The sequence below is a fragment of the Stenotrophomonas sp. CC22-02 genome (assembly GCF_004365115.1).
GTDB classification, from domain to species: Bacteria; Pseudomonadota; Gammaproteobacteria; order Xanthomonadales; family Xanthomonadaceae; genus Stenotrophomonas; species Stenotrophomonas forensis.
The window spans coordinates 1,581,211-1,603,655 of sequence record NZ_SOCO01000001.1 but is presented as its reverse complement, the minus strand read 5'-3'; the positions used below and the strand labels follow the sequence as shown (position 1 = coordinate 1,603,655).

The following is a 22,445-nucleotide window of genomic DNA, read 5'->3' as shown; positions in this document are numbered from 1 at the left end:
GGAATTTGCAACTATTCCCAATGCGCTTCGCGCCGGGACGCAATAGCCTCAAGAGTTGCGATTGCCACCGATGAATGTCATGAGCGAGACATTTGAAAGCTCCATGCAGGAAATACTGGAATCCATGCTCGGCGTTTGCCTGGAGTACGTAGAGAATCGCGTGGATGGGGTCTACCTTTACGGCGCTGCGGAGGATGGAACTTCCTCAGCAAACGTCTTCTATGAAATAGGCGGTGGAATCTACAGGATTCACCAGTTGAACGACTCTCCAGCCGCCCAGGGAGGGCAGCAATTCGACCTGTCGCGAGACCGTAGCTTCGCTTTGCTGGATTTCGTCCTGGACGACTTTGACCGCCTGCTTGCGCTTCATGAAGGTCATGAGCGGGAGCCCCCTACCCAACTGAAGGCGCACTTCAACGCCGTTACCGGAAAGCTGAGCATCAAGTTCAGCCATGACCTTCATTTCTCCAATACCGAAGATCTCCTACCCAGCCACTTCTTCGAGGCATGGCTCCAAGAGGTGAAGGAAGGCTTTCCGAACAGCCGTAGCGCTGGTTAGTCCGGAACGAAGTCGCGGCGCCGAACGCGCACACGCCAAATCGGCCAGCTTGCAGGCACAGCCGGGGGCAGATCCCTTTCCATCGGAAAGTACTCCGACCCCTTTGCATTTCCCAGCGCCAGAATTCCGGCCATCGGAGCCTCCAGCCCCAGGCCAGAAAACCGACGCCGGTTAAATGGCGCGTCGATCGGAGTCAGAGCCCATGCCGACCAGAATGTGTCGACCAAGGTCGACACCCACCAAGAGCAGCCCATGCAATTCCGACAGATCGCAGAGAACTGTCGAAGGCGGGGTGGGTCCGGTTGCGGGGGTGTCCGCGGCATGGATGCCGCGGCCAAGCCCCCAAGGACGGGTTTACGGCGTCCCCCGCAACCGGACCCACCCCGCCACCCCTCAGCACACTCGCTTTTGACGTTGAGGTTGCCGGCCAGCGGCCGGCACTACCGCGGGTGCAGGGCGCAGCCCTGCCAGCACACCCTCACCCACACCCTCACGACACTGAATCGAAAACCGGTTTCGGCACGGCACTTGCACAAGCTCCAGCAGACAACCCCATCCCTGTTTCTGGAACCGTTGCAGATGTCCCACTCCGTCACTTCGATCCTCTCCCAGATCCGCTCCTACCAGACCCAGGTGGGACAGTCCGCGGCGCTCAACCCGCTGGCCGAAGCGCCGCGTAGCAATGCCCTGCCGGGCACGGTGCTGGATGCGCCGCAGGTCCAGCCCGCCAGCTTCACCGAAACCCTGCGCGGAGCGATTGCCGGCGTCAACGACGCGCAACAGAAATCCGGCGCCCTGGCCAAGGCCTTCGAGATGGGTGACCCCAGTGCCGACCTGGCCAAGGTGATGGTCGCCTCGCAGCAGTCCCAGATCGCCTTCCGCGCCACCGTGGAAGTCCGCAACCGTCTCGTCCAGGCTTACCAGGACGTGATGAACATGCCGCTGTAAGGAACGTTGACGCATGGCACTGACGCTCTCCAAGGACAGCCTGAACGCCGAGAAGGCCGGGCAATGGTTCGACCGCCTGCAGAGTCTGCAGATCACCCGTCGGCTGGGCCTGATGGCGATGATCGCGGTGGCGGTGGCGGCAGGCCTGTCCGTGTTCTTCTGGTCGCAGAAGCCGGGCATGGTCCCGCTGTATACCGGCCTGGACCAGAAGGCGACCGCTGAAGCGACCGACCTGCTGCGCGCCGCGCAGATTCCGTTCGCGCTCGACCCGGCCACCGGTGGCATCACCGTGCCGGAAAAGAACCTGCACGACGCCCGCCTGAAGCTGGCCGGCTCGGGCCTGACCGACAGCGGCAAGCTCGGCTTCGAGCTGATGGAACGCGACCCCGGCTTCGGCGTCAGCCAGTTCGTGGAAAGCGCGCGCTACCAGCACGCGCTGGAAACCGAACTGTCGCGCACCATCAACACGCTGCGCCCGGTGCGCGATTCGCGCGTGCACCTGGCCATTCCCAAGCCCAGCGCCTTTACCCGCCAGCGTGACGTGGCCAGCGCCTCGGTGACGCTGGAACTGCGCGGCGGCCAGCAGCTGGAACGCAGCCAGGTCGACGCCATCGTGCACATGGTCGCGGCCAGCATCCCGGACCTTGCGCCTGAACGGGTGACCGTGGTCGACCAGAGCGGGCGCATGCTCAGCGTCAGCGATCCGAACAGCGAGGCCGCGGTCAACGCCGCCCAGTTCGAGCAGGTACGCCGTCAGGAGACCTCGTTCAACCAGCGTATCCGCGAACTGCTGGAACCGATGACCGGCCCCGGCCGGGTCAACCCGGAAGTGAGCGTGGACATGGATTTCTCGGTGACCGAGGAAGCCCGAGAGCTCTACAACGGTGAGCCGCAGAAGCTGCGCAGCGAGCAGATGAGCGAGAACAGCACCACCACGCCGGGCCCGCAGGGCGTGCCGGGCGCGACCAGCAACAGCCCACCGGGCCAGCAGGCCGCACCGGCCACCGCGCAGGCGCCGACCGAAAGCAGCAAGAACGCGACCCGCAACTACGAGCTGGACCGCACCCTGCAGCACACCCGCCAGCCGGCCGGCCGCATCAAGCGCGTCTCGGTGGCGGTGCTGGTGGACAACGTGCCGCGCGCCGGTGCCAACGGCAAGGTTGCGCCGCAGCCGCTGTCGGCCGCCGAACTGACCCGCGTCGAAGCGCTGGTCAAGCAGGCGGTCGGTTTCAACGCCGAGCGTGGCGACACCGTGTCGGTGATGAACGCCCCGTTCGTGCGTGACACCACGCCGGTCGAAGGCCCGGCCTGGTGGGAACTGCCGTGGGTGCACGATGCCGGCCGCATGCTGCTGGGCGCGGTGGTGGTTCTGGCCCTGCTGTTCGGCGTGCTGCGCCCGGCGCTGCGCGCGATCACCGGCCAGAAGAAGAACGACGAGCAGGCACTGGAGCCGCATACCGCGGACGTGCAGCTGGTGGATGACGATGGCATGCCGCTGCCGGTGCTGGGCGCCGACCGGGCCAGCCTGGGCGGGCCGGATGCACTGGCCCTGCCGGTGGATTCATATGAGGAACGACTGCGGATGGCGCGTGAAGCCGTAAAGACCGACTCCAAGCGCGTGGCCCAGGTGGTCAAGGGCTGGGTGGCCAATGACTGAGGCACAACTGACCGGTGTGCAGCGCGCGGCGGTACTGCTGCTGTCCCTGGGTGAGCTGGACGCGGCCGAGGTGCTGCGCCACATGGAACCCAAGGAAGTGCAGAAGATCGGCATCGCCATGGCCACCATGACCGACATCACCCGCGAGCAGGTGGAACGGGTGATGGACCAGTTCGGCCAGGAACTGGGCTCGAAGACCTCGTTGGGCGTAGGCTCGGACGACTACATCCGCAACATGCTGGTGCAGGCGCTGGGCAGCGAGAAGGCCGGCAACCTGATCGACCGCATCCTGCTTGGCCGCAACACCACCGGCCTGGATGCGCTGAAGTGGATGGACCCGCGCGCGGTGGCCGACCTGGTGCGCAACGAGCACCCGCAGATCATCGCCATCGTGATGGCCCACCTGGAAACCGACCAGGCCGCCGATGCGCTGAAGCTGCTGCCCGACCGTACCCGCGTGGACGTGCTGCTGCGCATTGCCACCCTCGACGGCATTCCGCCGAACGCGCTGAATGAACTCAACGAGATCATGGAGCGCCAGTTCGCCGGCAACCAGAACCTGAAGTCGTCCAACATCGGCGGCGTGCAGTGTGCGGCCAACATCCTGAACTTCATGGACAGCGGCCAGGACCAGGCGATCCTGGGCGAGATCGCCCGTATCGATGCGCCGCTGAGCAACCGCATCCAGGACCTGATGTTCGTATTCGACGATCTGGTCGACCTGGACGACCGCGAGATGCAGCTGGTGCTGCGCGAAGTGAGCGGCGAGCGCCTGGGCCTGGCCCTGCGCGGTGCCGACATCAAGGTGCGCGACAAGATCACCCGCAACATGTCGCAGCGCGCGGCGGAAATCCTGCTGGAAGACATGGAGGCCCGTGGCCCGGTGCGCCTGTCCGACGTGGAAGGCGCGCAGCGCGAGATCCTGGCCATCGTCAAGCGCATGGCCGATGAAGGCACCGTCACCATCGGTGGCAGCGCGGAGGCCATGCTGTGAGCAACGTCGTACGTTGGCTTGCCCCGGACCTGCTGGCCCAGCCCGAACCGGCGCGGGCCCAGGAGGATGTGTTCGAACTTACCGAGCCGGACCCGGAGCACGAACCGGAACCGCCGCTGCAGCTGCCGACCCTGGAGGAAATCCAGGCGATCCAGGACAGCGCCGAGAAGGAAGGCTTCCAGCACGGCCATACCGAAGGCTATGGCCAGGGCCAGGCCGAGGTGCGTCGCCTCGCCGCGCAGATCGAGGGCATCCTCGACAACTTCAGCCGGCCGCTGGTGCGCCTGGAGAACGAAGTCGTCGGCGCGCTGGGCGAGCTGGCGGTGCGCATCGCCGGGGCGCTGGTCGGTCGTGCCTACGAGGCCGAACCGGCACTGTTGGCGCAGCTGGTCGGTGAAGCGATCGATGCCGTGGGTGGCAGTACCCGCGAGGTGGAAGTCCGCCTGCACCCGGACGACATCGCCGCCCTCGCCCCGCTGTTGAACCTGTCGCCGCAGCAGCGCCTGGTCCCCGATACCAGCCTCAGTCGTGGCGACCTGCGCGTGCACGCCGAAGCCGTGCGCATCGACGGCACCCTGGAAGCGCGCCTGCGTGGTGCGCTGGATGCGGTGATCCGCCAGACCGGAGCAACCGCATGAGCCCGGAATCGCAAGCCGCGCCACAACCAGCCGCACAGCCGGCCGATTGGGCCGTGGCCCGCAACCTGCGCCTGGCCAACCGTCTCGACGGCCTGCGCGTGGACACCGCGCATGGTCGCGGGCTGATCCGCGAGGGCGTGCTGCGCCGCGCGGTCGGGCTGACCCTGGAAGCGGTCGGCTGCGAGGCGCCGCTGGGTGCCAGCTGCAAGGTCGAAGTGGTCGATGGTGGCTGGGTCGATGCCGAAGTGGTCGGCTTCGCCGGCGAGCGCACCTACCTGATGCCCAGTGCCGAACTGCACGGCCTGCTGCCCAACGCGCGGGTGGTGCCCTCGGCGCGCCGTGGCGGCGTGGAAGTGGGCGAAGGCCTGCTCGGCCGCGTGATCGACAGCGACGGCGTGCCGCTGGACGGCAAGGGGCCGATCCGTGCCGAAGGGCATGTCGGCATGGCCGGCGTGTCGATCAACCCGTTGGCGCGCGAACCGATCACCCAGCCGCTGGACGTCGGCGTGCGTGCGATCAACGCACTGCTGCCGATCGGCCGCGGCCAGCGTGTCGGCCTGTTCGCCGGCTCCGGTGTCGGCAAGTCGACGCTGCTGGGCATGATGACCCGCTACACCGCCGCCGACGTGATCGTGGTTGGCCTGATCGGTGAACGCGGCCGCGAAGTGCGCGATTTCGTCGAAACCACGCTGGGCGAGGAAGGCCTGCGCCGCGCGGTGGTGGTCGCCAGCCCCGCCGATCGGCCGCCGCTGGCACGCCTGCACGGCGCCTACCGCGCCACCGCGATCGCCGAGTGGTTCCGCGACCAGGGCTTGAACGTACTCCTGTTGATGGACTCGCTGACCCGCTTCGCGCAGGCGCAGCGCGAGATCGGCCTGTCGGTGGGCGAACCACCAACCACCCGCGGCTACCCGCCGTCGGTGTTCGCCAAGCTGCCGGCGCTGGTCGAACGCGCCGGCAACGGTGCCAAGGGCCGCGGCTCGATCACCGCGTTCTACACGGTGCTGACCGAGGGCGACGATCCGCAGGATCCGATCGCCGATGCGGCGCGCGCGATCCTCGACGGCCACATCCTGCTGTCGCGGCGCGTCGCCGACAGTGGCCTGTACCCGGCCATCGACGTCGAATCGTCGGTCAGCCGCGTGGTCACGGAAATCGCCGACGAACCGTGGCGCCTGCGCATCCGCAAGCTGAAGCGGCTGGTGTCGGCCTACTCGGCCAACCGCGACCTGATCGCCATCGGTGCCTATCAGCGCGGCAACGACGCCGCGACCGACGAAGCCCTGGAACGCTGGCCGGAAATCATGGAGTTCCTCGGCCAGGACGTTGCCAAGGCCGCAGATCTCCCGCACAGCCAGGCGGCGCTGCAGCGCCTGGTGGAACAAGAGAGCTAAGCCATGAACCAGTCCAAGCGCATCGATCCCCTGCTCAAGCGGGCCCAGGAACACGAGGACGCGGTGGCCCGCGATCTCGCCGAACGCCAGCGCGTGCTCGATACCCATCTATCGCGACTGGACGAACTGCGCCGTTATGCCGAGGAGTACGCCAACGCCCAGATGGCGGCGACCAGCCCGGCGCAACTGCTCAACCGTCGCGCCTTCCTCGACCGCCTCGACAGCGCGGTGGAGCAGCAGCAGCGCACCGTCGACGGCAACCGCGAGAAAGTGGAAGCCGAGCGGGCACGACTGATCCTGGCCAGCCGCGACAAGGCCGTGCTGGAGCAGCTGGCCGCCAGCTACCGCGCACAGGAAAAGGTGGTGACCGACCGCCGCGACCAGCGCGAGATGGATGACATCGGTGCGCGCCGGGCGCGGCTGGTGCAGGCCGAAGACCAGGACGGCGCCGAGCAGGGAGGCCGCGCGTGATGCCCGCTCCACTCAGTGGCAGCGCCAGCGCCCAGCCGCAGGGTTCCGGCAATGGTGCGGCGCGTACCGCGCGCAGCGACAGCAACAAGGAATTCAGCCAGCTGCTGCAGGGAGGCGCGCCGGCTGCCGATGCGCCCGCCCGGGGGTCGAGCACGCCGACACCCACCACCCCGCAGGGTCCAGCGTCGGACAGCAAGGATCAGGCCGGCAGCGAGCGAAACCCGGACACTGCCGCCGCACCCGAGGACACCGCGGCCGTGGTGCCCGCAGTACCGGCCAAGCCCCTTGCCGAGAAGGACGCACCGGCAGCGACCGAAGAGGCGCCCTGGCCTCCGCTGGGCCTGGCCGGGCTGGTGCTGACGGTACCGCTCCCCGCCGATCCTGTCGCTACCCTGCCCGCCCCCGCAGCGGCGGCCACCGACGCAGAGGGCGTTGCCCTGCCTGCCGCAGCTGCACAGCCGACCGCTGCGGTTGTGCCGGCCGCTGCGAATGCGGCTGCCGCCGCCACCGAGGGCAAGGCCAACGCCGCGTCCGGCACCGAGCCGGCGACCACGCTGCCGTTGCCTGAGATGCTGCTGCCCGGAAAACGCAGCGAGCGCGGCGAAGACGGCGACGCGCCCCTCATCGGCGAGCGCACCACGGCGCCCCTGCTGCACGCCCCGGCCAACGCCACGGTGCAGGACCTGAAGGCCGCGCTCGCCGCTGGCAACGCGATCTTCAACGGCGAGCCGACGCCGAAGCCGGTGCTCGGCGACGACGGCTTCGACCAGGCCATCGGCGCGCGCTTGGGCTGGCTGGCTGACCAGAAGATCGGCCACGCGCACATCCGGCTGAGCCCGGATGACATGGGCCCGGTCGATGTGCGCCTGCAGCTGAACGGCGACAAGGTGCATGCCAGTTTCAGCAGCCCGCATGTGGACGTGCGCCAGGCCCTGGAAAACAGCCTGCCGCGCCTGCGCGAGCTGCTTGGCGAACAGGGCTTCCAGCTGGCCCACGCCGATGTCGGCCACCAGGCCCCCGGTGGTGACGGCAATGCGTCGGGACCATCCGGTGGCGGCGGGCTGGCTGGCGACGGAGAACCGACGCCGGGCGACGGCAGCGTGTCGTCCGCCCAGCTGATCCGCCAGCGCGGGTTGCTGGACGCTTACGCCTGAAAGGCGTGCCAACCAAGGTTGGCACCCACCAGAGCGGAGCGGTTGGCACCTGCCACCGCGGGGTGATTGGCACTTGCCAGTATCGCGTTGGTGGGTGCGGAGCTTGCTCCGCACGGCCCCACCGGCACCCCGACGGAATTCCGTCGCACCCCTCCGCCCGGCCTTCGGCACGCCCCTTGCATATCCCGGTGAAGCAACCCTCAGGAGCTTCACCCCGTGGCCGCAGCCGCTGAAAAAACCAAGAAGACCGCCGAGAAGGACAAGACCGCCAAGCCGCGTAGTCCGATCCTGATCACCGCACTGGTGGCCGTACTGGCCGCCGCAGCCGCCGGTGGTGGCGTCTGGTTCTTCACCCAGTCCAAGCACGAAGAGAAGGCCGCGCAGGCGCCGAAGAAGACCGCCACGCCCGCCCCCGCCCAGTACTTCGCGCTGGACCCGGCCTTCGTGGTCAACCTCAACGGCCCGGTCGACGGCCCGCGCTACCTGCAGCTGGAAGTGCAGCTGATGACCCGCGACCCGGCCGCGCTGGAAGCGATCAAGACCCACGCCCCGGCCATCCGCGCGCGCCTGCTGATGCTGTTCTCGCAGGTCAGTCCCGACCAGATCGCCGATATCGCCGGCAAGCAGAAGCTGCAGGCCGCCTCGCTCGCCGAAGTGCAGAAGGTGCTCAAGGCCGAGACCGGCAGCAACGGCGCCGACGATCTGCTGTTCACCAGCTTCGTGACCCAGTAAGGGCCCACCGATGAATGACCTGCTGTCCCAGGACGAGATCGATGCCCTGCTCCACGGTGTGGACAGCGGCGCGGTCGAGACCGATCCGGAACCGCCGTCAGGCGAGGCGCGTTCGTACGACTTCGCCAGCCAGGACCGCATCATCCGCGGTCGCATGCCGACCCTGGAAATGGTCCACGAGCGTTTCGCGCGCCTGTGGCGGATCGGCCTGTTCAACCTGATCCGCCGCTCGGCCGAACTGTCGGTGCGCGGCATCGAGCTGATCAAGTTCAACGACTACATGCACTCGCTGTATGTGCCGACCAACCTGAACCTGATCCGCTTCAAGCCGCTGCGCGGTACCGGCCTGATCGTGTTCGAGCCGACCCTGGTGTTCGCCATCGTCGACAACTTCTTCGGCGGCGACGGGCGCTACCCGACGCGCATCGAGGGCCGCGAGTTCACCGCCACCGAAATGCGGGTGATCCACCTGCTGCTGAAGCAGACCTTCGCCGACCTGCGCGAGGCCTGGGCACCGGTGATGGACGTCGACTTCGAGTACATCAACTCGGAGATCAACCCGCACTTCGCCAACATCGTGACCCCGCGCGAATACGTGGTGGTGTGCCGCCTGCACGTGGAACTGGACGGTGGCGGCGGCGACATCCATGTCACCCTGCCGTACTCGATGCTGGAGCCGATCCGCGAACTGCTCGACGCGGGCATCCAGAGCGACCGCAACGACCGCGACGAGAGCTGGGGCCAGACCCTGCGCGAGCAGCTCAACATCGCCGAGGTGACGCTGTCCAGCGTGCTGGCCAGCAAGCGCATGACCCTGCGCGACCTGACCCGGCTGAAGGTCGGTGATGTGCTGCCGATCGAACTGAGCCCGCAGGTGCCGCTGTGCGTGGAGAACATCCCGGTGTTCACCGGCGAGTTCGGCATCGCCAACGGCATGAACGCCGTGAAGATCACCGCTACCCATCCGCCGGGCACCCGTCCGCGCGTACCCGTCATCCAGGAAGACCCGCAATGAACGATATCGACGCCCTCGAACCGACCCCGGCCCAGTTCAGCAGCCTGCAGGCCGATGAGGCGAACGGTCCCGACCTGAACCTGGACGTGATCCTCGACGTGCCGGTGACCCTGTCGCTGGAAGTCGGTCGCGCCCGCCTGCCGATCCGCAACCTGCTGCAGCTCAACCAGGGCTCGGTGGTGGAACTGGAACGCGGCGCCGGCGAATCGCTGGATGTGTTCGTCAACGGCACCCTGATCGCCCACGGCGAAGTGGTGGTGATCAATGACCGCTTCGGCGTGCGCCTGACCGACGTGGTCAGCCCGAGCGAGCGGATCCGGAGACTTCGTTGAGCCTGCTGGCCTCCACCCTGCTGGCGGTCGGCAAGACCGCCGCGCCGATTGGCCCGCAGGTCGGCCAGCACGCGGCCGCCGCACCGAGCCTGTTCGGTGCGGTGCTGGCGCTGCTGGCGGTGCTGGCCCTGGTCATCGGCCTGGGCTGGCTGCTCAAGCGACTGCCCGGCAGCGGCTTCCGGCCGGCCGAAGGCATGAAGCTGGTGGCCAGCCTGAGCGTCGGTGCCAAGGAACGCGTGGTGGTGGTGGAGGTCAACGGCCAGCAGCTGCTGCTGGGCGTGACCGCCGGTGGCATCAATACCCTGCACACCCTGCCCGAACCGCTGCCGCCGCCGGCACCGGTACGCGTGCCGGATTTCAAGAACCTGCCGAATTTCGCCCAGCTGCTGCAGCAGCGGCTGCGCAAGGACCCCTGACATGCGTGTCACCCGTACCCGTGTTGCCACCCTGATGCCGTGGCTGCTGTTGCTTGCCCTGTGCCTGTTGCCGGCACTGGCGTTCGCCGCGCCCGGCGCGCCGACCACGCCGCTGCCGGACATCAACGTCGGCAAGATCGGCGGTGCGCCGGTCAGCCTGCCGCTGCAGACCCTGCTGCTGATGACGGCGATCACCCTGATCCCGTCGATGCTGCTGGTGCTGACCTCGTTCACCCGCATCATCATCGTGCTGGGCCTGCTGCGCCAGGCACTGGGCACCGGGCAGACGCCGTCCAACCAGGTGCTGCTGGGGCTGGCCCTGTTCCTCACCGCGATGGTGATGATGCCGACCTGGGACAAGGCCTGGAGTGCCGGCATGGCGCCCTACCTCAACGGCGAGATCGACTTCCAGACCGCGTGGACGCTGACCACTACGCCGCTGCGTGGCTTCATGCTGGCGCAGATCCGCGAGACCGACCTGATGACCTTCGCCGGCATCGCCGGGCACGGTACCTATGCCAGCCCCGACGCGATCCCGTTCCCGGTGCTGGTTGCCTCGTTCGTCACCAGCGAGCTGAAGACCGCCTTCGAGATCGGCTTCCTGATCTTCATCCCGTTCGTGATCATCGACCTGGTCGTGGCCAGCGTGCTGATGTCGATGGGCATGATGATGCTGTCGCCGATGCTGGTGTCGGCCCCGTTCAAGATCCTGCTGTTCGTGCTGGTGGATGGCTGGGTGCTGACCGTGGGTACGTTGGCGGCCAGCTTCAATCCGGCCTGATATCCCTCGTAAAGCGCAGTCGAGCCTCGCTCGACTCTACATAAGCAGATGGAACCCGAATGTCTCCCGAACTTGCCTTGACCGAACTGCGTGGCGGCCTGATCACCGTGTTGTGGGTGGCCGGCCCGCTGCTGCTTACCGTGCTGGTGGTGGGCGTGGTGGTCGGTGTCGTGCAGGCCGCGACCCAGCTGAACGAACCGACCATCGCCTTCGTCGCCAAGGCGGCGGCACTGACGGCCGTGCTCTTCGCCCTGGGCAGCCTGCTGATCGGCCACCTGGTTGAATTCACCACGCTGCTGTTCCAGCGCATTCCGCACCTGATCGGCTAGGACGCGCGCTTCGATGGATGCCGCCACCCAGATGGCCGCCGACGGCCTGCAGGCCTTCGGCATGATCGGCACCGTGCTGTGGACCATGCTGCGCATCGGCGCGGTGGCCATGGCGATGCCGATGGTTGGCACCCGCGCAGTACCGGCGCGGGTCCGCGTGGTGCTGGCAGGCACCCTGGCCATCGCGCTGGCACCGCTGTTGCCGCCCGTACCCGAGTGGACCGGCTTCGATGCCGCCACCGTGCTGACCATCGCCCGTGAACTGGCGATCGGCGTGGCCATCGGCTTCCTGCTGCGGCTGGTGTTCGAAGCCGGTGCGATGGCCGGCGAACTGATCGCCCAGGGTACCGGCCTGGCTTTCGCGCAGATGAGCGACCCATTGCGGGGTGGCACCTCGGGCGTGATCGGCCAGTGGTTCTACCTGCTGTTCGGCCTGCTGTTCTTCACTGCCAACGGCCACCTGGCCTTGATCTCGCTGGTGGTGGACAGCTACCGGGCGCTGCCGATCGGCGCTCCGCTGCCGGACCCGCACGCGTTCTTCAGCATCGCCCCGACCTTCCTGCTGACCGTGCTGCGTGGCGCGCTGACCCTGGCGATTCCGCTGACGGTGGCGATGCTGGCGGTGAACCTGGCCTTCGGCGTGCTGGCCCGCGCCGCGCCGGCGCTGAACCCGATCCAGCTCGGCCTGCCGGTCTCGCTGCTGCTGGGCCTGTTCCTGCTGGCCCTGCTGGCCGGGGAAATGGGCCCGCCGGTACAGCGCCTGTTCGACGCCGCCTTCCAGGCTGCGGACGCGGTCACACGCTGACCCGATCATCACGTTTTGCCGCTTGCCATGCATTCTTTTCTGTAGAGCCGAGCCCATGCTCGGCTGCCATTGGCCGGAACGCTAGCCGAGCATGGGCTCGGCTCTACATCGGCGCAATTTCACGTATTGCCGCTTGAAGTCCCCCCCGGTCTGCGCGTTAGAGTGAATGCGTGGTGTCCAGGGGGGACGCCACGATCGGCCAGCGTTCCGCGCCGGCCCGCCTCATGCATGCCCCACCGTGGTTTCCGTCGACAGGCAGGTCCGGGAGACTGACGAATGCTGGTAGGCACGTACAACCCGTGGCTGGTGGCGATCTCGTTGCTGGTTGCCGTGATGGCCTCGTACACCGCGCTGGCGATGGCCGGGCGCACGGTCACCGCACCCGGCAAGGGCGCGGCCTGGTGGTGGCGGCTCGGCGGCGGCTTCGCCATGGGCCTGGGCATCTGGTCGATGCACTTCATCGGCATGCTGGCCTTCAACCTGCCCATCCCACTCGGCTACGACCTGCCGATCACCCTGCTTTCGCTCGCACTGGCCATCGCCTCGTCGGTGTTCGCGCTGTGGCTGGTCTCGCTGCGTACCCTGCCGCACCCGCGGCTGGCCGGTGGTGCATTGCTGATGGGCACCGGCATCGCCGGCATGCATTACGTCGGCATGGCCGCCATGCGCATGCGCCCGGGCATCGAGTACGACCCCGGCTGGCTGCTGTTCTCGCTGATGGTGGCGGTCGCCGCCTCGTGGACCGCGCTGTATGTGGCGTTCCGCCTGCGCGCGCAGCGCACCCGCGTGGGTGATCGGCTGGCCGCGGCCGGCCTGCTCGGGCTGGCCATCGTCGGCATGCACTACACCGGCATGGCCGCCGCACGCTTCCCGGAAGGCAGCGTCTGCGGCGCGGCGGTGGGCGACGGGCTGCAGAGCGAATGGTTGGCGATGCTGGTGGTGGTGCTGACCGTGGCCATCCTGGCCGTCGTGCTGGTGGTGTCGTGGCTGGATCAGCGCGTGGAAGCGCAGCTGCTGCGCCTGCGTAATTCACTGCTGAGCACCTCGCTGACCGACGCCCAGCAGGAACTGACCCAGGCCGCGCTGCACGACCCCCTGACCCGCCTGCCCAACCGCCTGCTGCTGCAACGACGCATCGTGCAGGCACTGGCCGAGGCCGAACAGGGCGGCAACCGCTTCGCGGTGATGTTCATGGACCTGGACGGGTTCAAGCAGGTCAACGATGCCTATGGCCACCAGGCCGGCGATGCCCTGCTGGTGGCGGTGGCCGAGCGCACGCGCCAGCTGTTGCGGCCGCACGACATGCTGGCACGGCTGGGCGGCGACGAATTCGTGCTGGTGGTGCGCATCGAGCACGACGAGGACCTGCCGACCCTGGCCCGTCGCATCCTGCAGGCGGTGGGCAGCGGCCCGCTGCTGCCCGACAACGAACTGCAGGTGACCGCCAGCATCGGCGTAGCGATCTGCCCCGACCACGCCGCCAGCGAGCGCCAGCTGATGGCCTTCGCCGATGCAGCGATGTACCAGGCCAAGGAATCCGGGCGCAATGCCTTCGTGCTGTTCGCCGACTGGATGAACGACAGCGCCGAGCAGCAGTTCCGCCTGCTGGCCGACCTGCGCCGGGCGATCGGCAGCGATCAGCTGTTCCTGAACTACCAGCCGAAGATCCGCGTGGCCACGCAGAAGGTGGCCGGCGCCGAGGCGCTGATCCGCTGGCGCCATCCCGAGCATGGCCTGATTCCGCCGGATCGCTTCATCCGCCTGGCCGAACGCAGCGGCGCGATCAACGACATCGGCCGCTGGGCGCTGGACCAGGCCTGCCAGCAGCTGCGGCGCTGGCACGACGCCGGCCACGAAGGCTGGTCGATGTCGGTGAACCTGTCGCCGGTACAGTTCAGTTCGCCGCATCTGCTGCAGGACGTGCGCTCGGTGATCGAACGCCACGCCATCGCGCCCCGCCATCTGGTGCTGGAGATCACCGAAAGCACGGTGATGCGCGATACCGACACCAGCCTGCGCCTGCTGCAGGCGCTGTCGGCGCTCGGCGTCGGAATTTCCATCGACGACTTCGGCACCGGCTATTCCAGCCTGCTGTACCTGAAGCGGCTGCCGGCCACCGAGATCAAGATCGACCATGCATTCGTGCGCGACCTGGAACACAGCGCCGAGGACGTGGTGATCGTCTCGGCGATCGTGGCGCTGGGCCACGCGCTGGACATGGACATCGTGGCCGAAGGCGTGGAAACCGCGGCACAACGCGCCTACCTGGAACGATTGGGCTGCGACTACCTGCAGGGCTACCTGCTGGGCCGCCCGGTCGATGCCGCCCGCTTCATGCAGCTGCACGACCTGCCCCGGCCGCGGGTGGAACTGGCGCAGAGCCCACCGACCCAGCACCCACCGGGGTAACACCGGGCCGCGCGCCTGCGGCGAACGGCCTGGCGCTGCCCGCACCTGCCCGGGCAGCTGCCCACCTGGGTTGGCACCTGAACCCGTCACGGAACAGTTCTTGCACGCACCCCGGCATCCCCTGCCACAGTGCCTGTGATGTCCGAGAACGAATCCGCCGGCGAAAAAACCGAACAACCCACCGAAAAACGCCTGCGCGACGCCCGTGAACAGGGCAACCTGCCGCGCTCGCGCGAACTCGGCACGGCCGCCGTGTTCGGCGCCGGCGTGCTGGCGGTGATGGCCATGAGTGGCTCGATCGGCCGTGGCGCGACCGCCTGGATGAAGCATGCGCTCAGCCCGGAACAGAGCCTGCGGCAGAACCCCAAGGCACTGTTCGGCCACTTCGGCGACCTGCTGCTGCAGTTCATGCTGGTGATCGCGCCGCTGGTGCTGGTCTGCCTGCTGGCCAGCTTCGTCGCACCGCTGGTGATGGGCGGCCTGCGCTGGTCGCAGAAGGCGTTGCTGCCCGACATCAACCGCATGAACCCGATGAGTGGGCTCAAGCGCCTGTATGGCCCGGAGGCCATCGCCGAGTTCACCAAATCGCTGCTGCGTGTGGCCTTCGTCGGCGTGGCCGCCGGGCTGGTGGTGTGGACCGGCTTCGACACCCTGCGCGGGCTGATCCACCACCCGCTGGAAACCGCCATCACCGACGGCCTGGGCTTCACCCTGCGGCTGCTGCTGGCCACCGCCGGCGCGATGCTGGTGCTGGCCGCCATCGATGCCCCTTACCAGCGCTGGAACTGGATGCGCAAGCTGAAGATGACCCGCGAAGAGCTGCGCCGGGAAATGAAGGAAAGCGAGGGCAGCCCGGAGGTGAAGGGGCGCATCCGCCAGCTGCAGCAGCAGATGGCCAACCGCCGGATGATGGAAGCGGTCCCCACCGCCGACGTGGTGGTGGTCAACCCGACCCACTACGCGGTGGCCCTGAAGTACGAAGGCGGCGCCATGAACGCCCCCACCGTGGTCGCCCTGGGCGTGGACGAGACCGCCCTGCGCATCCGTGAAGTGGCCGACGGCAACAAGGTCGCGATTGTCTCTGCCCCGCCTTTGGCACGCGCCTTGTATCGGGAAGGCCAACTCGGAAAGGAAATCCCCGTGAGACTGTATTCGGCCGTCGCCCAGGTCCTGTCCTACGTCTACCAGCTGCGCTCCTGGCGCACTGGGCCGATGCCGGACGCCCCGCACATCCAGGTGGATGAATTCGGCAAGGGAGGCCGCCCGTGAGCGCCCAGCCCTCCTCCGGCTTCAACACCCGCCGCGCCCTGGAAATGATCCGCCAGGGACTTGGCGCGCCGCTGATCGTGCTGGCCCTGCTGGCCATGGTCGTGGTGCCGCTGGCCGCGCCGGTGCTCGATGCACTGTTCACCTTCAACATCGCCATCTCGCTGATGGTGCTGCTGGCGGTGGTCTACGTGAAGCGCCCGCTGGACTTCACCATCTTCCCGATCGTGCTGCTGATCACCACCATGCTGCGGCTGGCCCTGAACGTGGCCTCCACCCGCGTGATCCTGCTCAACGGCCAGAACGGCCATGACGCCGCGGGCAAGGTCATCGCCGCGTTCGGTGAGTTCGTGATCGGCGGCAACTACGCGGTCGGCATCGTGGTGTTCGCGATCCTGACCATCATCAACTTCGTGGTCATCACCAAGGGCGCCGGCCGCGTCTCGGAAGTGACCGCGCGCTTCATCCTGGACGCAATGCCCGGCAAGCAGATGGCGATCGACGCCGACCTCAACGCCGGATTGCTGACGCGTGAAGAAGCCAAGGCGCGCCGCGAGGAAGTCCGCGAGGAAGCCGACTTCTACGGCGCGATGGACGGCGCCAGCAAGTTCATCCGCGGCGACGCCATCGCCGGCATCCTGATCCTGTTCATCAACATGCTCGGTGGCCTGGCCGTGGGCGTGATGCAGCACGGCATGCCATTCGGTGAGGCGGCCGCCACCTATACCCTGCTGTCGATCGGTGACGGCCTGGTGGCGCAGCTGCCGGCCCTGCTGGTGTCCAGCGCGGTAGCGATGCTGGTCACCCGCGCCTCGCGTTCGCAGGACATGGCCCAGGCCATGACCGGCCAGGTGTTCGGCCAGTACCGCGCGCTGGCGATCACCGCCGGCATCCTCGGCCTGGTCGGGCTGGTGCCGGGCATGCCCAACGTCGCTTTCCTGACGCTGGCGGCGATCCTCGGCTTCATCGCTTGGAAGCTGTACCGCAAGGAGAAGGCACCGGCAGCAAATGCCGCGGCAGCGGGCGGCGACGCTGCCGCGCTGAATGCACTGGGCCGCCCGGCCGCACCGGCACCGACCGCCGAACTGAGCTGGGACGAGCTGCGCCCGGTCGATCCGCTGGGCCTGGAAGTCGGCTACCGGCTGATCCCGCTGGTGGATGCCAACCAGGGCGGCGAGCTGATGGCGCGGATCAAGGGCGTGCGTCGCAAGCTGACCCAGGACGTCGGCTTCCTGATCCCCTCGGTACACATCCGCGACAACCTGGAACTGCCGGCCAACGGCTACCGCGTGCTGGTGCACGGCGTGCCGGTGGCCACCGCCGAGATCCATCCCGACCGCGAGCTGGCGCTGGACCCGGGCAGCGCGCTGGGGGCACTGGAGGGCATTGCCGGCAAGGACCCTGCGTTCGGCCTGGATGCCACCTGGATCCAGCCGCACCAGCGTGCCCAGGCCGAAACGCTGGGCTACACCGTGGTCGATCCGGCCACCGTGGTTGCCACCCATCTGTCGCACCTGATCCGCGAGCACGCGCCGGAACTGCTCGGCCACGAGGAGGTGCAGCACCTGCTGGCCAACCTGGCCAAGAGCGCGCCCAAGCTCGTCGAAGATCTGACGCCGAAGGCGCTGCCGCTGTCGGCGGTGGTGCGCGTGCTGCAGAACCTGCTGGTGGAACGCATTCCGATCCGCCAGCTGCGCAAGATCGCCGAAGCGCTGGTCGAACATGCGCCCAGCAGCCAGGACCCGGCCGTACTGACCGCCGCGGTGCGCACCGCACTGGGCCGCTTCATCGTGCAGGAGATCGCCGGAATGTCGGCGGAGCTGCCGGTGTTCACCCTCAACCCGCAATTGGAACGTGTCTTGCAGGAGTCCACGCAGGGCAACGGCGCCGCGCTGGAACCCGGACTCGCTGAGCGACTGCACCAGAGCCTGGCCGAATGTGTCAGCAAGCAGGAAGCCCGCAACGAGCCCGCGGTCGTGCTGGTACCCGGCCCGGTGCGCGCCGCGCTGGCCCGCCTGGTCCGCCACAGCGTTCCGTCGCTGTCGGTCCTGGCCTACAGCGAGGTGCCGGAGGACAAGCGCCTGAAGCTGGTCGGAACGATCAGCTGACGCCGCCCTTCGATGCGCCAGAAAACAGACACCACCTTCGAACCAACGCAACAGACAGACACCAAGGGGAACCCGCACCGTGCAGACCACCGACCACCCGAGTTCCCCGACCGCCACTCCGCCGTCTTCGCCCCGTGACCACAGCATGAAAATCAAACGATTCGTCGCCGCCGACATGCGCTCGGCCATGAACCTGGTGCGCAAGGAACATGGTCCTGACGCCGTGATCCTGTCCAACCGCCGGATCGAGGAAGGCATCGAGATCGTCGCCGCCGCCAACTACGACGAGAGCGCCGTGCAGCGTGCACTGGAAGCCTCGCGCCGCGACGTGGCCCCGCCGCCGGCGCCCAAGCCGCGCACCGCCGCCGATGCAGTGATCGCCGCGGTCACCCGCCGCCGCAGCAACACCCCGGCACCGGAACCGGTGGCCGCCACCACCTCGGCCGTGGCCGCCCTCGCCCGCGCCGCGGTCGGCGCCACCGGCCGCACCCTGGACAGCGCCGACGAGATCGTGCCGACCCGCGGCAGCACCGGCTTCGCCGCCACGCTGGCACGCGCCGCCGTCAACGAACCGGCGCTGCCGGAGCAGATCTTCGCCCCGTTCGCCGAGGCCATCGTCGCGCCGGCCGCCGCCGCTGCCGCACCGGCCAGCCGCGCCCGCTTCCCGATCGATCCGCCGCACGAGGCGCATCACGAAAGCCCGGCGCCGGCCGTGCAGCCGCCGCCGCTGCCGACCGCTGCCGTTGCCGACGTGCAGCCCGGCATCGCCGCCAGCGAACCGGCAGCGGTGGACGCCAACGACGACGCCAGCCCGGCCCCGGTGCTGGCCCCGGCCCCGACGCTGACGGTGGTCGCCCAGGACGATGCCGAGATCCGCCAGCTGCGCCATGAAGTGGCCGGCATGCGCCAGGTGATCGAGCGCGAGATGAACCGCTTCACCGACGAGCGCCTGCGCGGCTGCCCGGTACGCGCCACCGCGCTGGACCTGATGGACGAATACGGCTTCGACGCCGGCCTGGCCCGCGACGTGGCCATGCAGATCCCGCTGGAGACCGAAGCGCACCGTGGCCGCGGCCTGATGTTGGGGCTGATCTCGCGCAGGCTGCCGATCGCTCCGGTCGACCCGCTGGAAGAAGGCGGCGTGATCGCCCTGGTCGGCCCGACCGGCGCCGGCAAGACCACCACCATCGCCAAGCTGGCCTCGCGCTTTGCCGAGAAGCACGCGCCCCGCGACGTGGCCCTGGTGACCACCGACACCACCCGCATCGGCGCCCGCGAGCAGTTGTACGGCTACGGCCGCCAGCTCGGCATCGCCGTGCACGAGGCCAACAGCGGCACCGACCTGGACCAGCTGCTGGAGCGCCTGAAGGACTACAAGCTGGTGCTGATCGACACCGCCGGCCTGGGCCCGCGCGACCGTGCACTGGCCGCCCAGCTGCAGTGGCTGCGCGCCGCCCGCCAGGTCCGCACCCTGCTGGTGCTGCCGGCCAACACCAGCTTCGGTGACATGGACGAGGTGGTCCGCCGCTTCGGCGCGGCCAACCTGCAGGGCCTGGTACTGAGCAAGCTGGACGAGACCGGCCGCTTCGGCAACGCCCTGTCGGTGGCCGTCGACCACGCCCTGCCGATCACCTGGGTGACCGATGGCCAGGACGTTCCGGAGGACCTGCACCGGGCCAGCGCAGCCAATCTTGTACTTCGCCTTGAAGATTTGCGCCGAGCGGCCGATATGCCCTGCAACCCGGAGTTGAACCATGCCGTCGCGTGAGTACGCCAAGCTGACCAAGACCTTCCCGCTGTCGGCCACCCGCAGCGAGCCGCTCGGCCCTGTGCGCACCATTGCCGTCACCGGCGGCAAGGGCGGCGTGGGCAAGACCAATGTCTCGGCCAACCTGGCCGTGGCGCTGGCCGGCATGGGCAAGCGCACGCTGCTGCTGGACGCCGACCTCGGCCTGGCCAACATCGACGTGATCCTGGGGCTGAACCCCACCTTCACGCTGGCCGACCTGGTCGCCGGCCGCTGCTCGCTGGAAGACGTCATCGTTGAAGGCCCGAACGGCGTGCTGGTGGTCCCGGCCGCGTCCGGCCGCCGCCATATGGCCGAGCTGGCCCCGGCCGAGCATGTCGGCCTGGTCAACGTGTTCTCCGAACTGGAACGCGAGCTGGACATCATGGTGGTGGACACCGCCGCCGGCATCACCGACGGCGTCCTGACCTTCTGCCAGGCCGCGCAGGACACCGTGGTGGTGGTCTGCGACGAGCCGGCCTCGATCACCGACGCCTACGCGCTGATCAAGGTGCTGTCGCGCGAACGCGGCGTGGACCGCATCCAGGTGGTGGCCAACATGGTGCGCGACCCCAACGAAGGCCGCGTGCTGTACGAGAAGCTGACCCGCGTCTGCGAGAAATTCCTCGCCGATGTCTCGCTGAACTACCTCGGCTGCGTGCCGCAGGATGACTGGCTGCGCCTGTCGGTGCAGCGCCAGCAGCCGGTGGTGAAGGCCTACCCGTCCAGCCCGGCGGCGCTGGCGATCACCGAGATCGCCCGCCGCACCGCACGCTGGCAGGCGCCGACCGAACCGCGCGGCGGCGTCGAGTTCTTCCTCGAACGCATCCTCAAGCAACGTGGGGTGGCCGCATGAAAGGCGCAGCCCAGTACCGGGAGGTCCAGCGCTCGGCCGCCAACGAGGTGATCGCCCAGCACTCGGACCTGGTGCGGCGCATCGCCCACCACCTTGCCGCACGCCTGCCGGCCAGCGTCGAAGTCGACGACCTGATCCAGGCCGGCATGATGGGCCTGATCGAAGCCTCGCGCAGCTACGACGCCGACCAGGGCGCTTCGTTCGAGACCTATGCCTCGATCCGCATCCGCGGCTCGATGATCGATGAGATCCGGCGGGGCGACTGGGTGCCGCGCTCGGTGCACCGCCGCGCCCGCGACGCCGCCGCCACCATCCGCCGGCTCGAACAGAGCAGTGGCCGTGCCGCCAGCGCCACCGAAGTGGCCGCCGCGATGGAGATGCCGCTGCCCGAATACCTGCGGCTGATGGAAGACGCCGCACGCGGCCAGGTGCTGAGCCTGGAGTCGCGCATCGAGGACCAGGGCGAGCTGGACACCGTCGCGCAGGGCGGCCCGACCCCGCAGCAGGTGCTGGAGCGCGGCGAGTTCGGCCGCGAGCTGGGCAAGGCCATCGGCCACCTGCCCGAGCGCGAACAGCTGGTGCTCTCGCTGTACTACGAGCAGGAACTGAACCTGAAAGAGATCGGCGCAGTGCTCGGCGTCAGCGAGTCGCGGGTCTGCCAGATCCACGGCCAGGCCGTGCTGCGCCTGCGCGGCCGGCTGAAGATTTTCGAGGCGGCGGACGCCGGCCTGGAAGAATGAACATCCCCGAGGCGGCTGCCCCCGGCCGCCCGGAATGAACAACAAAGGAACTCTGCTTTGAACAAGAACATGCGCATCCTGATCGTCGACGACTTTTCGACCATGCGTCGAATCGTCAAGAACCTGCTGGGCGATCTGGGCTTCACCAATACCGCCGAAGCCGAGGACGGGCATGCTGCGCTGTCGCTGCTGCAGAGCCAGCCGTTCGATTTCGTGGTCACCGACTGGAACATGCCGGTGATGACCGGCATCGAGCTGCTCAAGGCGATCCGTGCCGATGCCAAGCTGAAGACCCTGCCGGTGCTGATGGTCACCGCCGAAGCCAAGCGCGAGCAGATCATCGAAGCCGCCCAGAGCGGCGTGAACGGCTACATCATCAAGCCGTTCACCGCGCAGACCCTGGAAGAAAAGCTGGGCAAGATCTTCGAACGCCTGGCGGCCAGCGCCTGATGGACACCACGGTCGACAAGAACGCCCTCGCCCTGCGCCTGCAGGAAGCCCTGGACGCACTGGAGTCCGGTGACGAGGCCGCCTGGCGGCAGCGCATCGACGGACTGGTCGCGCTGCGCACGCAGCCGATGATGAGTGGCCTTTCGCGGCTGGCCCGCGAACTGGGACAGGCATTGGGTGAACTGCCGACCGTACCCAGCGAGGCCGGTGAGCTGGATGACGCCTGCGCGCGCCTGGACCACGTGGTGGCAATGACCGAACAGGCCACGCACCGCACCCTGGACCTGGCCGAGGAATGCCGCAGCCTGACCGAACAACTGCGCGCCGAAGGCCTGCAGCCGGGCCAGGATGCGCAGCTTGAGCGCATCCGCCACAACCTCACCGAGATCGCCCTGACCCAGAGCTACCAGGACCTGACCGGACAGATCATCCGTCGCGTGGTCGGCATCGTCCGCCGCGTGCACGAAGGCTTCGGCGCGCTCGGCCTGCCGCCGGAACAGCATCGCACCGACCCGGAACTGGCCGGGCCGGCACTGAAGGGACTGGACCGCCACGCGGTCTCGCAGAACGACGCCGACGACCTGTTGTCGGACCTGGGGCTGTAA

General features: G+C 68.3%; 23 protein-coding genes. All 23 read left to right on the top strand.

Features of this window, described 5'->3' with window-relative positions; all coding sequences use genetic code 11:
• Nucleotides 1-79 precede the first annotated feature (79 nt).
• The 23 genes from N440_RS07500 to N440_RS07385 all read left to right on the top strand — a co-directional run bounded on the left by N440_RS07500 (nt 80) and on the right by N440_RS07385 (nt 22,445).
• A complete protein-coding gene (locus N440_RS07500) occupies nt 80-559 on the top strand; it encodes a hypothetical protein (protein ID WP_133934593.1) in 480 nt (159 codons plus the stop codon).
• Nucleotides 560-1,138: 579 nt separating this feature from the next.
• Nucleotides 1,139-1,507 carry a flagellar hook-basal body complex protein FliE gene (gene fliE / locus N440_RS07490; RefSeq protein ID WP_006443488.1) on the top strand — a complete coding sequence of 123 codons (369 nt, stop codon included), beginning with the start codon at nt 1,139-1,141 and terminating at the stop codon, nt 1,505-1,507.
• A gap of 13 nt (nt 1,508-1,520) precedes the next feature.
• Nucleotides 1,521-3,164: a flagellar basal-body MS-ring/collar protein FliF gene (gene fliF, locus N440_RS07485; RefSeq protein ID WP_133934591.1), complete on the top strand. Its 1,644-nt coding sequence runs from the start codon at nt 1,521-1,523 to the stop codon at nt 3,162-3,164.
• A gap of 7 nt (nt 3,165-3,171) precedes the next feature.
• Entirely contained in the window at nt 3,172-4,158 is a 987-nt protein-coding gene (gene fliG, locus N440_RS07480; protein ID WP_024958226.1) for a flagellar motor switch protein FliG, read from the top strand.
• Entirely contained in the window at nt 4,155-4,796 is a 642-nt protein-coding gene (locus N440_RS07475; RefSeq protein ID WP_049456082.1) for a FliH/SctL family protein, read from the top strand. Before fliG ends, N440_RS07475 begins: the two co-directional genes overlap by 4 nt.
• Nucleotides 4,793-6,190: a FliI/YscN family ATPase gene (locus N440_RS07470; protein ID WP_133934590.1), complete on the top strand. Its 1,398-nt coding sequence runs from the start codon at nt 4,793-4,795 to the stop codon at nt 6,188-6,190. The genes N440_RS07475 and N440_RS07470 overlap by 4 nt, the downstream gene beginning before the upstream one ends.
• 3 nt (nt 6,191-6,193) lie before the next feature.
• Nucleotides 6,194-6,661, top strand: a complete 468-nt coding sequence (fliJ, locus tag N440_RS07465; protein WP_006443420.1) for a flagellar export protein FliJ — start codon at nt 6,194-6,196, stop codon at nt 6,659-6,661.
• Nucleotides 6,661-7,815 (top strand): flagellar hook-length control protein FliK, encoded by a 1,155-nt coding sequence (locus N440_RS07460; RefSeq protein ID WP_133934589.1) that lies wholly within the window; start codon nt 6,661-6,663, stop codon nt 7,813-7,815. Before fliJ ends, N440_RS07460 begins: the two co-directional genes overlap by 1 nt.
• Before the next feature lie 216 nt (nt 7,816-8,031).
• Nucleotides 8,032-8,547, top strand: coding sequence for a flagellar basal body-associated FliL family protein (locus N440_RS07455; RefSeq protein WP_133934588.1), 516 nt, complete (start codon nt 8,032-8,034; stop codon nt 8,545-8,547).
• 10 nt (nt 8,548-8,557) lie between these two features.
• Nucleotides 8,558-9,562, top strand: a complete 1,005-nt coding sequence (gene fliM, locus N440_RS07450; protein ID WP_006443238.1) for a flagellar motor switch protein FliM — start codon at nt 8,558-8,560, stop codon at nt 9,560-9,562.
• Nucleotides 9,559-9,894 carry a flagellar motor switch protein FliN gene (gene fliN, locus N440_RS07445; protein WP_005409543.1) on the top strand — a complete coding sequence of 112 codons (336 nt, stop codon included), beginning with the start codon at nt 9,559-9,561 and terminating at the stop codon, nt 9,892-9,894. The genes fliM and fliN overlap by 4 nt, the downstream gene beginning before the upstream one ends.
• Nucleotides 9,891-10,310 carry a flagellar biosynthetic protein FliO gene (gene fliO, locus N440_RS07440; protein WP_008266130.1) on the top strand — a complete coding sequence of 140 codons (420 nt, stop codon included), beginning with the start codon at nt 9,891-9,893 and terminating at the stop codon, nt 10,308-10,310. The genes fliN and fliO overlap by 4 nt, the downstream gene beginning before the upstream one ends.
• A gap of 1 nt (nt 10,311) precedes the next feature.
• Nucleotides 10,312-11,091, top strand: coding sequence for a flagellar type III secretion system pore protein FliP (fliP, locus tag N440_RS07435; RefSeq protein ID WP_049456087.1), 780 nt, complete (start codon nt 10,312-10,314; stop codon nt 11,089-11,091).
• A 59-nt stretch (nt 11,092-11,150) separates the two neighbouring features.
• Nucleotides 11,151-11,420 carry a flagellar biosynthetic protein FliQ gene (locus N440_RS07430; protein WP_005413254.1) on the top strand — a complete coding sequence of 90 codons (270 nt, stop codon included), beginning with the start codon at nt 11,151-11,153 and terminating at the stop codon, nt 11,418-11,420.
• 13 nt (nt 11,421-11,433) lie between these two features.
• Entirely contained in the window at nt 11,434-12,225 is a 792-nt protein-coding gene (fliR, locus tag N440_RS07425) for a flagellar biosynthetic protein FliR (RefSeq protein WP_008267295.1), read from the top strand.
• A 276-nt stretch (nt 12,226-12,501) separates the two neighbouring features.
• The gene (locus N440_RS07420) at nt 12,502-14,634 is read left to right on the top strand and encodes a bifunctional diguanylate cyclase/phosphodiesterase (protein ID WP_133934587.1); all 2,133 of its coding nucleotides are present in this window, start codon (nt 12,502-12,504) and stop codon (nt 14,632-14,634) included.
• 138 nt (nt 14,635-14,772) lie between these two features.
• Nucleotides 14,773-15,903 carry a flagellar biosynthesis protein FlhB gene (gene flhB / locus N440_RS07415; RefSeq protein WP_133934586.1) on the top strand — a complete coding sequence of 377 codons (1,131 nt, stop codon included), beginning with the start codon at nt 14,773-14,775 and terminating at the stop codon, nt 15,901-15,903.
• Nucleotides 15,904-15,947: 44 nt separating this feature from the next.
• Nucleotides 15,948-18,008: a flagellar biosynthesis protein FlhA gene (flhA, locus tag N440_RS07410; protein ID WP_193391328.1), complete on the top strand. Its 2,061-nt coding sequence runs from the start codon at nt 15,948-15,950 to the stop codon at nt 18,006-18,008.
• 145 nt (nt 18,009-18,153) lie between these two features.
• Nucleotides 18,154-19,776, top strand: a complete 1,623-nt coding sequence (gene flhF / locus N440_RS07405) for a flagellar biosynthesis protein FlhF (RefSeq protein ID WP_133934585.1) — start codon at nt 18,154-18,156, stop codon at nt 19,774-19,776.
• The gene (locus tag N440_RS07400) at nt 19,763-20,650 is read left to right on the top strand and encodes a MinD/ParA family protein (protein WP_008267550.1); all 888 of its coding nucleotides are present in this window, start codon (nt 19,763-19,765) and stop codon (nt 20,648-20,650) included. The genes flhF and N440_RS07400 overlap by 14 nt, the downstream gene beginning before the upstream one ends.
• Complete coding sequence (locus N440_RS07395; protein ID WP_005413248.1) at nt 20,647-21,390, top strand: RNA polymerase sigma factor FliA; 744 nt, start codon at nt 20,647-20,649, stop codon at nt 21,388-21,390. The genes N440_RS07400 and N440_RS07395 overlap by 4 nt, the downstream gene beginning before the upstream one ends.
• A gap of 57 nt (nt 21,391-21,447) precedes the next feature.
• Nucleotides 21,448-21,840: a chemotaxis response regulator CheY gene (cheY, locus tag N440_RS07390; RefSeq protein WP_006365466.1), complete on the top strand. Its 393-nt coding sequence runs from the start codon at nt 21,448-21,450 to the stop codon at nt 21,838-21,840.
• The gene (locus tag N440_RS07385; RefSeq protein ID WP_006442968.1) at nt 21,840-22,445 is read left to right on the top strand and encodes a protein phosphatase CheZ; all 606 of its coding nucleotides are present in this window, start codon (nt 21,840-21,842) and stop codon (nt 22,443-22,445) included. The genes cheY and N440_RS07385 overlap by 1 nt, the downstream gene beginning before the upstream one ends.

What these genes read in the sequence shown, in the direction of transcription:
- N440_RS07385 (WP_006442968.1), top strand. Translation starts at nt 21,840, where the DNA reads ATGGACACCACGGTCGACAAGAACGCCCTCGCCCTGCGCCTGCAGGAA.
- N440_RS07400 (WP_008267550.1), top strand. Translation starts at nt 19,763, where the DNA reads ATGCCGTCGCGTGAGTACGCCAAGCTGACCAAGACCTTCCCGCTGTCG.
- N440_RS07500 (WP_133934593.1), top strand. Translation starts at nt 80, where the DNA reads ATGAGCGAGACATTTGAAAGCTCCATGCAGGAAATACTGGAATCCATG.
- fliF (WP_133934591.1), top strand. Translation starts at nt 1,521, where the DNA reads ATGGCACTGACGCTCTCCAAGGACAGCCTGAACGCCGAGAAGGCCGGG.
- N440_RS07395 (WP_005413248.1), top strand. Translation starts at nt 20,647, where the DNA reads ATGAAAGGCGCAGCCCAGTACCGGGAGGTCCAGCGCTCGGCCGCCAAC.
- fliN (WP_005409543.1), top strand. Translation starts at nt 9,559, where the DNA reads ATGAACGATATCGACGCCCTCGAACCGACCCCGGCCCAGTTCAGCAGC.
- fliM (WP_006443238.1), top strand. Translation starts at nt 8,558, where the DNA reads ATGAATGACCTGCTGTCCCAGGACGAGATCGATGCCCTGCTCCACGGT.
- fliE (WP_006443488.1), top strand. Translation starts at nt 1,139, where the DNA reads ATGTCCCACTCCGTCACTTCGATCCTCTCCCAGATCCGCTCCTACCAG.
- N440_RS07470 (WP_133934590.1), top strand. Translation starts at nt 4,793, where the DNA reads ATGAGCCCGGAATCGCAAGCCGCGCCACAACCAGCCGCACAGCCGGCC.
- fliR (WP_008267295.1), top strand. Translation starts at nt 11,434, where the DNA reads ATGGATGCCGCCACCCAGATGGCCGCCGACGGCCTGCAGGCCTTCGGC.
- fliP (WP_049456087.1), top strand. Translation starts at nt 10,312, where the DNA reads ATGCGTGTCACCCGTACCCGTGTTGCCACCCTGATGCCGTGGCTGCTG.
- N440_RS07420 (WP_133934587.1), top strand. Translation starts at nt 12,502, where the DNA reads ATGCTGGTAGGCACGTACAACCCGTGGCTGGTGGCGATCTCGTTGCTG.
- flhF (WP_133934585.1), top strand. Translation starts at nt 18,154, where the DNA reads ATGAAAATCAAACGATTCGTCGCCGCCGACATGCGCTCGGCCATGAAC.
- fliJ (WP_006443420.1), top strand. Translation starts at nt 6,194, where the DNA reads ATGAACCAGTCCAAGCGCATCGATCCCCTGCTCAAGCGGGCCCAGGAA.
- N440_RS07430 (WP_005413254.1), top strand. Translation starts at nt 11,151, where the DNA reads ATGTCTCCCGAACTTGCCTTGACCGAACTGCGTGGCGGCCTGATCACC.
- flhA (WP_193391328.1), top strand. Translation starts at nt 15,948, where the DNA reads ATGATCCGCCAGGGACTTGGCGCGCCGCTGATCGTGCTGGCCCTGCTG.
- N440_RS07460 (WP_133934589.1), top strand. Translation starts at nt 6,661, where the DNA reads ATGCCCGCTCCACTCAGTGGCAGCGCCAGCGCCCAGCCGCAGGGTTCC.
- flhB (WP_133934586.1), top strand. Translation starts at nt 14,773, where the DNA reads ATGTCCGAGAACGAATCCGCCGGCGAAAAAACCGAACAACCCACCGAA.